Here is a 14,683-nt window from a genome sequence, read left to right on the forward strand (position 1 = left end):
TGATACGGTCTTTGTTCCACGGTGACGTTTGCATGCTCAAACCTCCTGCAATGTGAGAGAGTTAAGTATGACCGCCCCTCATGAGCGGAAAGGAGACCAACCAGTAAAAGCCCGCCTGGGTTATTACATCTCAACTGGGTACTGAACACCCACCGGAGTCGCTGACTTTTCCCGTCGCACCCGTTAGCCCCGTTCCCGGCTTGATACTGATCAATAAAGACAGCTTTAATCCTGTAAAAAAAATAATAAGTATTGAACCCTGACGAAATACTGGCAATAGTAGCACCAATTATTAGACGATCGGTCAATATTATTTTGAACGATTTAATAACTGAACGGTATACGAACAGACAGACGAGGTGAAAGTGTTTAACTCTTTGTTAATTAATAAAACAGATGATTGTTACAGTGCGCAACTTGCTGAAATTGCCGAAAGTGAACTGCCTCAAGGGGATGTTGAGGTCAATGTTGACTATTCATCCATCAATTACAAAGACGCCCTGGCCATTACAGGCCGGGGGCCTATCGTCCGGCACTTTCCAATGGTGCCAGGCATTGATTTTGCCGGTACAGTGTCCGCTAGCTCACATCCGGAATATCAGGTCGGAGATAAGGTTCTCCTGACTGGCTGGGGTGTAGGGGAAAAACACTGGGGTGGGTTGTCCGAAAAAGCGCGGGTAAAAGGAGACTGGCTGACACACCTTCCGGCTGGCGCAAACAACAAACACGTAATGGCAATTGGTACAGCTGGCTTTACCGCGATGTTGTGTGTCGATGCACTATTGAATCATGGTGTTAAGCCTGAAGATGGTTCAGTTCTTGTAACCGGTGCCAGTGGAGGTGTCGGAAGTATTGCAGCTATGATCCTCGCATCAATGGGTTACCGCGTTACTGCGTCGACTGGTCGTCCGGATGAAGCCGCCTGGCTCTACAAAACGATCGGTGTAGATGAGATTATTCATCGTTCCGAACTTTCCTCCCCTGGAAAACCGTTACAGAAAGAACGTTGGGCTGCTGCCATTGATACGGTCGGCAGCCATACGCTCTGCAATGCCTGCGCAGGGGTGCGATATGGTAGCATTGTTGCGGCCTGCGGCATGGCTCAGGGTATGGATCTGATGGGTAATGTGGCCCCGTTTATCCTGCGTGGCATCACGCTGAAAGGGATTGACAGTGTCATGTTTGCGAAAGAAAAAAGAGCAGCAATCTGGCAGCAGGCGGTACAGTATTTACCAGAGTCCAGACTGGATAGCCTGACCACCGTTTATCCGCTCAGTGAGGCCATCAATGTGGCCGAAAAACTTCTGAGTGGCGGAATTCGCGGCCGGGCAGTAATTAAGTGCAGTTAATTATTTGGATTCAAGGTTCAGCCTGATCTGATTACTTATTATTAAGGGGCTACAGCCCCTTTTCTACTGTTCACCCGCCGCTTTATGAGGGGGCTGATAGTGTACTGACGTTTTGAAATAGCTCCAGAAGTCGTACACAGGTTTGGTTGAACAATAGAGTTTGGCACGCATGACTGCACCTTCCCAGCCACTCCAGAAAATGGCCGCCAGTTGTGTATCATTCATATCGGAACATATTTCGCCTGAAGATAACGCGTCGGACAGACAGACCGCAACAAGGGCCTGCCAGCGCTCAAGAATACTCTGTAGCAGGTTAATAAAGGATGCCGGAAGCCCCGGGCTCTCCTGCATCATATTACCAACCAGGCAGCCTCGGGTGAAATTGTACTTTTTAATCCCGTCGCAGGCATCATCGATGAAATGTTCCAGACGAACCATTGGTGTGCAGGATGATTCATGCAGATGTTTTTTAAGTTTATGCTCAAAGAAACTGTCATAAGAACTCAGAACGGTCTGAGCATATTCCTCTTTACTCTTGAAGTAGTAATAAAATGAACCTTTAGGGACACTGGCATTTTTGACAATTGCATCGACCCCTGTTGCAAGAAAACCATTCTGCGTCAGCAGTTCAAGCCCACTACGGATCAGGTCATTACGGGTATCTGCATATGTCCCCTCTGTTTTTCGCGGCCTTCCCCGTCCGCGACTTTCGCCGGCCATGGAGCATCTCCTACATTTTATTAACGCAAAAGAATAAGTGATTTTGCACGATAGCTTCAATCAGTTTATCCCCTGCGGTGAAGCAGTGGTCACCTCCGCCAAACAGGCAGTGGTATTGCCTGTAACTATAACGCCATGAAGACCACTTTCCTGAACTTGTTTATCGAATGCAATGAAGAATTACCAACGTCCGTTCCTGGCACGGAGCTGTCAGACCATGTTTGGATCTTTCTTGACCGCAGCACGAACCTGAGGCGTTGTTCCCACCTTTTTCATATAACGGGACATTAAAACCGATCTCAGCCGGGGTTAATATCCGGTCTCTTGGCTAAAATCGGGCGATACTTGCAGACCGTATCAGATCAGCGGGATTCTCGACCTTCTCCCCTCTTCTCATTGCCCATCGATATATCCGGCTATGTTGTAAAGCCTGTCTTTTCTTTGAACTTAAGATTTCGTCGCCAGGTACCAGTAAGCATGCTCTGACCAGTTATTCGTCCTTGATACCATGCCATATCAAAATACCAAAATCGTGCGTGACGTTATCAGATATTGTCTGGAGTGACTCAGTAAATAAAAAAGTCCGCGATTACGCGGACTTAAGTATGATTCAGTGCCTGTTAGTGCCAGACGTTTCCGGTTAGGAAATCATTCCCACTCAATAGTCGCAGGCGGTTTTCCTGAGATATCATAAACAACACGGGAAATCCCATTCACTTCGTTGATGATACGGTTTGATACGCGACCAAGGAAGTCATAAGGCAGATGTGCCCAGTGTGCCGTCATAAAGTCGATGGTTTCTACCGCACGCAGGGAGACGACCCAGTCATATTTACGGCCATCACCCATGACGCCCACAGATCGAACGGGCAGGAACACGGTGAAAGCCTGGCTCACTTTATTGTAGAGGTCAGCCTTGTGCAGCTCTTCAATAAAGATGGCATCAGCACGACGCAGCAGGTCACAGTACTCTTTTTTCACTTCACCCAATACCCGGACACCAAGGCCTGGCCCGGGGAATGGATGGCGGTAGAGCATGTCGTAAGGCAGACCAAGTTCCAGACCAATTTTCCGGACTTCATCTTTGAACAGCTCTTTTAATGGCTCAACCAGGCCCATTTTCATCTCTTTAGGCAAGCCACCCACATTGTGGTGAGATTTAATGACATGGGCTTTACCCGTCGCTGAAGCTGCTGATTCAATCACATCAGGGTAGATGGTGCCTTGTGCCAGCCATTTCACCTCTTCGAGACGCAGCGCTTCTTCATCAAAGACTTCAACAAAAACGCGACCGATAGTTTTACGCTTGGCTTCAGGATCATCAATACCAGCCAGTTGATTCAGGAAGCGATCTTCCGCCGCAACATGAACAATATTCAGGCCAAAATGGTCACCGAACATTTCCATCACTTGCTGGGCTTCATTCAGACGCAACAGGCCATTATCAACAAAAACACAGGTCAGGCGCTCACCAATGGCACGGTGCAGCAGCATGGCAGTGACCGACGAATCCACACCACCAGACAGGCCGAGAATAACGTTGTCATTACCCACTTGTTCACGGATGCGTTCAATCGCGTCTTCGATAATTTTTGCCGGTGTCCACAGGGCCTCACACTGGCAGATATCACGCACAAACCGCTCCAGCAGGCGTTGTCCCTGGCGGGTATGGGTCACTTCCGGGTGGAACTGCACGCCGTAGAAACGTTTCTCTTCATTTGCCATAATCGCAAATGGGCAGGTTTCGGTGCTGGCAACGGTGACAAAGTCAGCCGGAATAGCCGTGACCTTATCGCCGTGACTCATCCAAACGTCGAGCAGAGACTCACCGCTGGCGCTGACAGCATCTTCGATACCACGAATCAGCGCGCTGTCGGTTTTTATTTCAACCTGCGCATAGCCAAATTCACGATCGTCTGACCCCTGCACATGTCCGCCCAGTTGCATTGCCATGGTCTGCATACCATAACATACGCCCAGTACCGGGATACCTGCTTCAAAAACATACTGCGGGGCACGAGGACTGTTCTCTTCTGTGGTACTTTCCGGGCCACCGGAAAGAATGATACCGCTTGGGTTAAATTCACGAATTTGTTGTTCAGTGACATCCCATGCCCACAGTTCACAGTAAACACCTAATTCACGCACGCGACGAGCGACAAGCTGCGTGTACTGGGAGCCGAAATCGAGGATAAGGATACGATGTTTATGGATATTTTCCGACATTGACGCTAATTCCGAGGCAATAAAACAGAGAATATAATCGTCCGACCCCGAGGCCGGACGTGAGAAATCAGGAACCCATGCGGTAGTTCGGGGATTCTTTAGTGATTGTTACGTCATGTACGTGGCTTTCCTGAATGCCGGCACCACTAATACGCACAAACTCTGCCTGAGTACGCAGCGCGTCGATAGTACCACAGCCAGTCAGTCCCATACAGGAACGCAGGCCCCCCATCTGCTGGTGGACTATCTGTTTTAAATGACCTTTATAGGCCACACGCCCCTCAATACCTTCAGGAACCAGTTTGTCTGCTGCGTTATCAGTCTGGAAATAGCGATCTGAGGAACCTTTTGACATCGCCCCCAGAGATCCCATACCGCGATAAGACTTAAATGAGCGCCCCTGATAAAGTTCGATTTCACCGGGTGATTCTTCAGTTCCTGCCAGCATACCACCGACCATCACTGCCGATGCTCCCGCAGCAATCGCTTTCGCAATATCACCGGAGAAACGAATACCGCCATCCGCAATAACAGGAATGCCGGTACCTTCAAGCGCTTCTACCGCATCAGCGACGGCAGTAATTTGTGGAACCCCTACCCCAGTGACGATACGTGTAGTACAGATAGATCCCGGGCCGATACCGACCTTCACTGCACTGCAACCCGCCTCAGCTAAGGCACGAGCCCCGGCAGCAGTGGCAACGTTGCCACCGATAATCTGTAAATCAGGGTATTTAGCGCGAGTCTCACGAATACGCTGCAACACGCCTTCAGAATGACCATGGGAGGAGTCAATCAATAACACATCTACCCCAGCAGCCACCAGAGCATCAACACGCTCTTCGTTACCTGCCCCTGCACCTACAGCGGCACCGACACGCAAACGCCCTTGTTCGTCTTTACAGGCATTGGGCTTGCGTTCTGCTTTCTGGAAGTCTTTTACAGTGATCATGCCCCGCAGGTGGAAACCCGCGTCAACAACCAACGCTTTTTCAACACGCTTTTCGTGCATTTTTGCCAGCACGATATCGTGTGACTCTCCCTCTTTAACAGTCACCAGGCGCTCTTTTGGCGTCATATAAACGCTCACTGGCTGGTTCAAATCAGTGACAAAACGGACATCACGCCCGGTCACGATACCCACCAGTTCATTATCTTCAGTGACAACCGGGTAACCCGCAAATCCATTACGTTCAGTCAGCTCTTTAACTTCACGCAATGTTGTGGTTGGCAACACTGTCTGAGGGTCTGTGACGACACCACTCTCATGTTTTTTGACACGTCTGACTTCTTCAGCCTGACGCTCAATAGACATATTTTTGTGAATAAAGCCGAGTCCCCCTTCCTGTGCCAGGGCGATAGCCAGACGACCTTCAGTAACGGTGTCCATGGCTGCTGAAAGCATAGGAATATTCAGGCGGATAGTCTTGGTCAGATAGGTGCTTAAATCAGCAGTGTTGGGTAAAACGGTAGAATGGGCTGGAACAAGGAGAACATCATCAAATGTCAGAGCTTCTTTAGCGATACGTAGCATGGCAATATCTCAACCTGAGGGTGAATGAGAACAGATAAAATATTGCCGTGGCATTATACAGAACGTAAGCGATTGCATCCACTTTTTTTTACTAAAAACCTTGATAATCGTGTCATGCAGGGTAGTATCGATCCATTAAACTGCTGATTTAAAATTTGATCCAGGTCACATGTCGATACCAAATAACTCCGCCATTTTTACCGTTTCCCGCCTCAATCAGACCGTTCGGCTGCTGCTGGAAAAAGAGATGGGGCAAGTTTGGATCCGCGGTGAAATATCAAACTTCAGCCAACCGTCCTCCGGTCACTGGTACTTCACACTCAAAGACAATACTGCCCAAGTTCGTTGTGCAATGTTCCGCAACAGCAATAATCGGGTCACTTTTCGCCCGCAGAATGGGCAGCAGATCGTTGTTCGCGCCAATATGACACTCTACGAACCTCGGGGTGATTATCAGATAATCGTTGAAAGCATGCAGCCTGATGGTGCCGGGTTATTACAACAGCAATATGAGTTACTCAAACAGCGATTACAGGAGGAGGGATTATTTTCTTCTCTTCATAAGCAGGCACTGCCTGTCCCAGCCCGTCAGGTGGGGGTGATTACCTCCAAAACGGGTGCTGCCCTGCACGATGTACTTCAGGTGCTGGCACGCCGTGACCCTTCTCTGCCCGTGATTATCTATCCCACTGCGGTACAGGGTGCGGATGCCCCCATGCAGATTGTCCGTGCTATTGAGCTGGCTAATCTACGCCAGGAATGTGATGTACTGATCGTTGGCCGTGGTGGTGGCTCACTGGAGGATTTATGGAGTTTTAATGACGAGCGGGTTGCACGGGCTATTTTTGCCAGTACTATTCCTGTTGTCAGTGCTGTCGGGCATGAAACCGACATGACTATCGCTGATTTCGTTGCTGACTTGCGGGCCCCAACCCCCTCTGCTGCCGCTGAGATGATCAGCCGCAACCAAACAGAGCTCTTACGCCAGCTGCAGGCACAGCAACAACGTATGGAAATGGGTATGGACTATTATCTGGCTCAACGTACGCAGCAGATAACACGTTTACAGCATCGCCTACAGCAACAACACCCACAATTGCGTCTGGCACGCCAACAGAATTCACTGGATCGCCTGCGTCAGCGCTTAATTTCTGCCACAGAAAACCATATTCGCCGTGGAACTCAGCAACAGCACCACCTGGCCAGCCGTCTGAATCAACAACAGCCTGAAACACGTATTCATCGTGCTCAGTCACAACTTAAGCAACTGGACTATCGGCTGGAACAGCTAATCACTGCACGACTCAGTGACGCTAAACAGAGATTCGGCAGTACCGTCGCGCAGTTTGAAGGAGTCAGTCCGTTAGGAACGCTGGCTCGTGGTTATACCGTCACGACAGGGAGCGACGGGCAAGTGTTAAAACAGACCCATCAGGTAAAATCGGGTGATACCCTCACAACCCGCCTGAATGATGGCTGGGTGGAAAGCGAAGTATTGATAACTATCCCGCTTAGTCAGTCCCGCAAGCGCAAATCTGTCTGACCAGATAAATCCTTACCGTGCCACGAGCCGTTTTTGTATGATTCGTGGCCAGCACCGGGGCTGCATTATATAATCAGTAAAATCTGTGAAAATAACATATGAATTTATTTCCCAGTTATAATAGTCAGTTCATTAAATATAGTTTTAAAAAATCTTAAACAAGCGTCAATGCCACTCCAAATATAGAAATTAATATAATAAAAAACTCCAAATCCAGATTACATAAAAATATAAATACATTCCCGACCTTCTGGTGATTCGTTTTTAGAAATCACTTATTCTTTTATTAGCGTATAAATACCGTTCAAAAAATCAATTAGGAAATACGGTGAAATGATTAACCCCATACTTTATTCAGCAGAAAACAGAACACCTCCATTATTAAAAAAATCTTTACTTATAAAATCATCTTTTAATATTAAAGAAAATATAATAGGTTTATTTAACTGCCCTGTCATAATTCATCGTAAGATAGCATCTAATCTTAATGCCAGGGATTATGCCAGTCTGCGTGCAACCTGCACTGTATTTAGAGATAATTTATACTCATTTGAGCAGTTACAAAATACATTAGCCAATGGAGACTGTAAGGGATCGTTCAAAGTAACAAGCGAGGCCATGCTTGAAGATAACCAATGCCGTCATTTAAAAGAAAAAATACATAATGACCTGTATGTTTTTCAGGCACTGAACTCTCTTGAAGTCAAGTATTTGTCCAGAAACAAAAGAATTTATTACCTTAACTTCAAAACAAATCTAAATATTAATGAACAAAAAAAAGATGTTTTTTTGGATATAACAAGGTTTATTCAGGGATACACTGGATGTAAATTCTTTTTCTATGATGTAGAACTGGACAGAACAAGGTATTTATTATCTTTTAACATAGGTCTGGATATGAAAATCATCGACTATCATGCAGAAGACAAATTCCCTGCGAAGTTACTTTTCGAGGCATTTCAAATATCCTTTGACAGAACAAAGGCATCACACAAATATATAATAGCCAGCTATGCAGCAAGTTTGATACAAATATGGAACACCCATCCCCCGCGAAATACCGATGAATCAACTATTGATGAAATAAAGTTATGCTATAAAAAACTTATCGCAGTAGGCAATCTGGCAAAAAGTATCGCCAAAGAAAAAAACGTCTTCTAAAGAATTTAGTATTACGATTTTTATCTTAACAATGACTGATAAATAACTACAGTGATAGTGTCATCGCCACAGGAGATGACACTATACATAAACCTGATGATACAATGGCTGGGGTATCACTACGTTACTGTCGGCACAAACACAACCCGTTTTTTAGAGATAAGCCCATGCCCATTACGACAAAAATAGTCGACGGCACCACAGGCTTTAAGGACCTCTAACGCCTGGCCACAATCCGGGCAGTCTGCCTCCAGGGTAAAATTCTGATGACAATGCTCGCAATGTACTCCCGTGTCAGTCTGAGTGACATCTCCATGACAAATCGGACAGGTAACAGACATTAAGACCTCCTGAACATATAGATATAAAACTCTTCACTTTTATAGTATCAACATTTTTTAAAATAAAAAGAACATACTCTGTGAAAATTTTACTCGCTGATGGGAAAGGTATAAGGTAGCCAGGCGTTTATCCGGGTTGCCCCCCCACCCCATTAAACATATATCAAAATGAATACCGGCGTTATATCTCAATATAAATGAGCGAATATTGGATGCTTATTCAATATTCGTTCTCTATCCTGGTACTGACCGATACTCTATTAATACGGCATCAACTATTAATAATTATTAATCATTTACCAAGTAGGTAACCAATGTATATCCTGGCTAAAAAAAATAAAACAGTTCTGCTCATACTCAGTCTAATAGGGATAAGTGCCTGTCACCAGTCCATCTCTGACAAAAACAATAATGCTCACCCAGCATCACAGGAAATTATTCTCGATGTCGGAATAAATAAAAACCTTATCATTCCTGTCACTATCAAAAACAAAAAATATAATTTCCTGGTTGACACAGGCTCAAGTGTTAATATTATTAATGAAAGGATAGCCAGTGAAATATCACAACCTTATCCCTATTCCGAACTCCCTGCTAATTACAAACGAAACTTCGAACTTATAAGTTCCGCAAGTGGCCCTTTTACACTCAACAGAAATAGATTTTTAAAACCAACACACTATTCCATAGGAACACATGAGATTCAGGATGATGAAGTTTGGATATCAATGGATCTTTCTTTACTTGCTGAAGCCACAGGTGTTGATATTGATGGTATTATCGGTATTCCCGTATTCAGACGATATTCATGGCAAGTGAATAATGCTACACACCGCCTGACGATCACAAAAAATGCACCGTCCTCTTTTTCATATCATGAATGTCTGGGTTATAGCGATCATCAGAACAGCATGCCAGAAATATTCTTTAATTATAATCATATTTCTGATATGGGCTTCCTCATTGATACAGGCAGTGATCTCAGCACACTACCTCAGGATGCAATTAATTATTTAAAAAATAATCACAAAGAAGATTTACAGGCTATTGATGATAGTATTAGTGCAGGTGCCAATGGTCTATTGCATAACACTAAATTTATATTTCATAATTTAACATTCGATTCATTGCCACTGGGTGAATTCATTGTCAGTGAAAATAAAAACCAGCAGTTTTCTGTTGGCATGGATTTTCTTTCTCGCTTTGAGCAATATGCTTTTATTCCGACACGAATGATGTTTTGCTACAATGCCACAAACCTGGAGAAAAAGAACATTAAACCGGTGCGTGCAATATCCATCCGTTATATTAATCAGCAAATTGAAGTATTCTATAATTCTGATGATGATATCGCCTCTGAAGGTCTAATGAATAAAGACATTATACTAAAAGCGAATGATAAATATTACCCACCAGAGAAGATTGATAATGTACGAGACCTGTTATCAAACACCCCACGAGGAGAACTGAAACTCACCATTCAGCGTAACTCAGAAAAGATAGAATTATCACTTTAATATTTATAATAAAAAGTCCGCTTTATTAGCGGACTTTTTATTATAAAGGGATTGAATACACGCCCCCAGAGGCTTATTTTTCTTTTTTAATGTGGAGAGTAAATAAGAGGATTACTTATTGTTTTTAAATCATTTTAAAAGCCACATAATCATTTTGTGTACACGAAAAGCAAACGTGCGCACATGTAGTGGCACACTGAATTTGGCCACCTGGATAGAGGTGATATCATCACCTAACAGTCACAACAGGTGACATTATGACCGGACGTAACAGACGTAATTTTAGCCCCGAGTTTCGCCTCGAAGCTGCCCAGCTTGTACTCGATCAGCACTACATCGTTGCCGCCGCTGCCACTGCAATGAATGTCGGCAAATCCACGATGGACAAATGGGTTCGACAACTGAAAGAAGAGCGAGCGGGAAAATCACCCACTGCTTCACCCATGACACCTGAGCAGATTGAAATACGCGAGCTAAAGAAGAGACTTCAACGCGTTGAAATGGAAAGGGATATATTAAAAAGGCTACCGCGCTCTTGATGTCAGACTCTCTGAACAATTCTCATTAGTTGAGAAACTCAGGGCGCGGTTTCCTGTTGCCGTTGTCTGCAACGTGTTGGGGGTTCATCGCAGCAGTTATAAATACTGGCGGCAGCCCAGGAAGCCTGACGCCACGAGAGTGGTATTACTGAGCCTTGTGCGTGAGGTTTATCGCGAAGCAGGAGCGCGGAGCATTGCCGCGATGGTCACCACCAAAGGTATAAAACTGAGCCGCTGGCAGGCAACAAAGCTGATGAAAGTGCTCAATATTATCAGCTGTCAGCAACCTGGCCATCGTTATAAGAAGGCGTCTAAGGAATACATTGAGATCTCAATTATCTGGATCGCCAGTTTGCCGTTACCGAGCCTAATCAGGCCTGGTGCGGTGATGTGACTTATATCTGGACGGGAAAACGCTGGGCTTATCTGGCTGCTGTACTCGATTTGTTTTCCCGTAAACCGGTTGGCTGGGCGATGTCATTTTTCCCTGATTCAGCACTGACAGGTAAAGCCCTGTCGATGGCCTGGGAGTCACGGGGAAAACCAGCTAATTTACTGTATCACTCGGATCAAGGCAGTCACTATACCAGCAGGAATTTCAGTCAGTTACTGTGGAAATATCAGATAAGCAAAGTCTGAGTCACCGGGAAAATTGCTGGGATAACAGCCCAATGGAACAGTTCTTCAGAAGCCTGAAAACAGAGTGGGTACCGGATAATGGCTACGCGAATTTTAGCGAAGCCAACACGGCAATAACGAATTACATCACAGGATATTACAGCCAGCTTAGACCCCATCAATATAGTGGTAGTTTGACGCCGAATGAATCAGAACGATTGTTCTGGAAAAACTCTAAAGCCGTGGCCAGTTTTTGTTGACCACTACACCCATAATAACAAAAAAGCCCGTGGTTAGCGGGCTTCGGTATTTTTCTGCTATTCAGTGAATGGTACTGATAGCTTATTTGCTTTTCTTAATATGACTGATCAAACGCTTACGTTTACGCAACTGGTTAGGCGTTAACAAGTTACGCTTGTTAGCAAAGGGGTTGTCCCCCTCTTTAAACTGAATCCGGATAGGCGTACCCATGACTTCCAGTGATTTACGGAAGTAATTCATCAAATAGCGTTTATAAGAATCAGGAAGGTCTTTAACCTGGTTACCATGAATAACCACGATTGGTGGGTTATATCCCCCTGCATGGGCATATTTGAGTTTAACCCGCCGGCCACGTACCAGTGGTGGTTGATGGTCTTCTGTGGCCATGTTCATAATACGTGTTAATAAAGCCGTACTGACACGACGGGTAGAACTGTCATAAGCTTCACGTACTGAATCAAACAGATTACCAACACCACTACCATACAAAGCAGAAATAAAATGGACACGGGCAAAGTCAATGAACCCGAGACGGAAGTCGAGCGTCTCTTTAACCTGCTCTTTGATCTCCTGACTCAAACCATCCCATTTATTAACCACAATAACCAGTGAACGTCCGCTATTCAGGATAAAGCCTAATAACGACAGATCCTGATCTGAGATACCTTCACGAGCATCAATAACCAATAATACAACGTTGGCATCTTCGATGGCTTGCAAGGTTTTAATCACCGAAAATTTTTCTACCGTTTCGGTAATTTTGCCCCGCTTACGAACCCCGGCGGTATCAATAAGAACGTACTCACGCTCGTCACGTTCCATTGGAATGTAGATACTGTCACGCGTCGTGCCTGGCATATCGTAGACAACCACACGATCTTCACCAAGAATACGGTTTGTCAGTGTAGATTTACCGACATTAGGGCGACCGACAATAGCCAGTTTGATTGGCAGATCTTGTGGATTAAAGGGTTCTTCTTCCTCTTCTTCCAGAATATCTTCATCGATTATGCCATTTTTGGCATTAAACGCAGCCCAATAAGCGGCGTCTTCGTCCACTTCTTCCTGGGGGACAACATCGTCCATCCATGGAACCAGAACATGTTCCAGTAACGTAGTGACACCACGGCCATGGGAAGCAGCAATAGCATGAATTTCCCCCAACCCCAGTGAATAGAAATCGATAACAGCCTGGTCAGGATCAAGACCATCCGTCTTGTTCGCGACCAGGAAAGTGGCTTTCTGGCGTGCGCGTAAGTGCTTGGCAATCGCCTCGTCAGCAGGCATCAGTCCTGCACGGGCATCCACCATAAACAAGACGACATCAGCCTCTTCGATAGCCAGCAGCGATTGTTCCGCCATACGCGTTTCCACGCCATCTTCTGTGCCATCAATACCACCGGTATCAATACAGATAAATTCACGGCCTTCTATTTCTGCACGACCATACTTGCGATCGCGAGTCAGCCCTGGAAAATCTGCTACCAAGGCGTCACGAGTACGCGTTAAGCGGTTAAACAGAGTAGATTTACCGACATTAGGGCGCCCAACCAGCGCGACCACAGGTACCATTATAAAAGCCTCATTACACAAAACAGATGATCAAACAGTATCAATAGACTGTTTGCAAAAAAACCAAAACGGCTCCCTGGTAAGGGAACCGTTTCAAACCTATATGTTTATCCGACAGATTTAACGCTCAATGGCGTATAAAGTACCGTCTTTTGCCTGGATAAGCAGTTTGTCACTGGCAACAACAGGTTGAGTCTGAAAACCGGAGCTGTCGACTTTTTGTTGAGCAACAAAGCGACCGTCACTGGTATTAACCCAGTGCATGTAGCCTTCACTATCGCCAACGACCAAGTAACCATCATACAGAACCGGATAAGTCAGTCCACGGTGTAACAGATCACTCTGCGTCCAGACCGTGACCCCGCCATCGGTAGTCAGCGACAGAATACGATCGTTCTGATCAACCAGATAAATGTGGTTATTGTCGATAATAAAATCAAGCACAGAGCCTAATTCACGCTGCCACAAAATCTGGCCTGAACGTAAATCCAGCGCGGCAAAATTGCCATTATAAGCTAACGCATACACCACACCATTAACGACAACCGGTGTCGTATCCACATCGCTCAAACGGTCGATTTCAGTGGTACCCGCTGCTTTAGAGATGCGTTGTTGCCAGATTAACTGACCTTGTTGCATCAGTACTGCGCTAACCCGGCCATTATCCCCACCGACCACTGCCGCACCAAAGGCTACTGCTGGCGCTGACTCACCACGTAGTGATAAAGCAGGCATATCAAGGTTAACAGTCCATTTAATAACACCACTGGTTTCATCCAGTGCCTGCAGCTGTCCGTTACCTGTGTGAATAAGTACTAACCCATCACTGACAACCGGGCGAGAAAGAGCTTCACCCGCGACTGTCGTCTCCCAGGCTACGCTGCCGTCATTGGTATCCAAGGCATATACCTTCGCCTTTTCAGTACCGACAAAAATATGACCACCTTCGACCGTCAGGCCGCCAGAGAGTAATGCGGGAAGATTACTGGAAAAAAATCCCGTTTTCTCTGCCAGTGAAACCTGCCAAATTTCTTTGCCATCGGCGGCATTTAATGCCTTAACCAGGCCACGACGATCTGCGGCATAGATTCTATCACCCTGCCATGTAGGGTGGAGATTTGAGTAAAAATCACCGATTCCATTACCGACAGAAGTCTGCCAGATTTTGTTCGGGGTAAACTGATTTTCAACTGTTGGCAGCGGAGACATTTTTACCACGTCTTCTTCGCCGCCAAACAGGGAACAGCCGCTGAGCAACGTCAGGGAAATCAGCCCTGGTACGAGTAGTTTACGCAATTGCAT

At 45.8% G+C, this 14,683-nt stretch carries 10 protein-coding genes and 2 pseudogenes; 5 read left to right on the top strand and 7 right to left on the bottom strand.

Going from position 1 to position 14,683, the window contains the following annotated elements; genetic code table 11:
• The first annotated feature begins 365 nt into the window (after window positions 1-365).
• Complete coding sequence (locus JK154_RS11655) at window positions 366-1,349, top strand: MDR family oxidoreductase (RefSeq protein ID WP_211992703.1); 984 nt, start codon at window positions 366-368, stop codon at window positions 1,347-1,349.
• A gap of 63 nt (window positions 1,350-1,412) precedes the next feature.
• Here JK154_RS11655 and JK154_RS11660 read toward each other — a convergent pair whose 3' ends face one another.
• From JK154_RS11660 to guaB, 4 genes and pseudogenes are all read right to left on the bottom strand, one after another.
• A complete protein-coding gene (locus tag JK154_RS11660; RefSeq protein ID WP_211992704.1) occupies window positions 1,413-2,069 on the bottom strand; it encodes a TetR/AcrR family transcriptional regulator in 657 nt (218 codons plus the stop codon).
• Between the two features lie 231 nt (window positions 2,070-2,300).
• Window positions 2,301-2,481, bottom strand: a pseudogene (locus JK154_RS17745) (integrase); the annotation flags it as partial.
• A 236-nt stretch (window positions 2,482-2,717) separates the two neighbouring features.
• Window positions 2,718-4,295: a glutamine-hydrolyzing GMP synthase gene (gene guaA, locus JK154_RS11665; RefSeq protein ID WP_211992705.1), complete on the bottom strand. Its 1,578-nt coding sequence runs from the start codon at window positions 4,293-4,295 to the stop codon at window positions 2,718-2,720.
• A 67-nt stretch (window positions 4,296-4,362) separates the two neighbouring features.
• A complete protein-coding gene (gene guaB / locus JK154_RS11670) occupies window positions 4,363-5,829 on the bottom strand; it encodes an IMP dehydrogenase (protein WP_211992706.1) in 1,467 nt (488 codons plus the stop codon).
• Between the two features lie 169 nt (window positions 5,830-5,998).
• Here guaB and xseA point away from each other — a divergent pair, with 169 nt between their 5' ends.
• Together xseA and JK154_RS11680 are read left to right on the top strand one after the other, a co-directional pair.
• Window positions 5,999-7,372, top strand: a complete 1,374-nt coding sequence (gene xseA, locus JK154_RS11675) for an exodeoxyribonuclease VII large subunit (RefSeq protein WP_211992707.1) — start codon at window positions 5,999-6,001, stop codon at window positions 7,370-7,372.
• A gap of 333 nt (window positions 7,373-7,705) precedes the next feature.
• Window positions 7,706-8,533: a hypothetical protein gene (locus JK154_RS11680; protein WP_211992708.1), complete on the top strand. Its 828-nt coding sequence runs from the start codon at window positions 7,706-7,708 to the stop codon at window positions 8,531-8,533.
• Window positions 8,534-8,652: 119 nt separating this feature from the next.
• Here the strand turns inward: JK154_RS11680 and JK154_RS11685 are convergent, their stop codons facing one another.
• Window positions 8,653-8,874, bottom strand: a complete 222-nt coding sequence (locus JK154_RS11685; protein ID WP_211992709.1) for a zinc ribbon domain-containing protein — start codon at window positions 8,872-8,874, stop codon at window positions 8,653-8,655.
• Between the two features lie 314 nt (window positions 8,875-9,188).
• Between JK154_RS11685 and JK154_RS11690 the strand changes: the two genes are divergently transcribed.
• Both JK154_RS11690 and JK154_RS11695 read left to right on the top strand, forming a co-directional pair.
• Complete coding sequence (locus tag JK154_RS11690; RefSeq protein ID WP_211992710.1) at window positions 9,189-10,391, top strand: aspartyl protease family protein; 1,203 nt, start codon at window positions 9,189-9,191, stop codon at window positions 10,389-10,391.
• Window positions 10,392-10,648: 257 nt separating this feature from the next.
• Window positions 10,649-11,808, top strand: a pseudogene (locus JK154_RS11695) (IS3 family transposase).
• An 82-nt stretch (window positions 11,809-11,890) separates the two neighbouring features.
• Here JK154_RS11695 and der read toward each other — a convergent pair.
• Together der and bamB are read right to left on the bottom strand one after the other, a co-directional pair.
• Entirely contained in the window at window positions 11,891-13,381 is a 1,491-nt protein-coding gene (gene der / locus JK154_RS11700) for a ribosome biogenesis GTPase Der (protein ID WP_211992711.1), read from the bottom strand.
• Between the two features lie 120 nt (window positions 13,382-13,501).
• Window positions 13,502-14,683 carry an outer membrane protein assembly factor BamB gene (gene bamB / locus JK154_RS11705; protein ID WP_211992712.1) on the bottom strand — a complete coding sequence of 394 codons (1,182 nt, stop codon included), beginning with the start codon at window positions 14,681-14,683 and terminating at the stop codon, window positions 13,502-13,504.

Origin of the sequence: Citrobacter sp. JGM124 (assembly GCF_018257795.1) — a bacterium.
Classification (GTDB): domain Bacteria; phylum Pseudomonadota; class Gammaproteobacteria; order Enterobacterales; family Enterobacteriaceae; genus JGM124.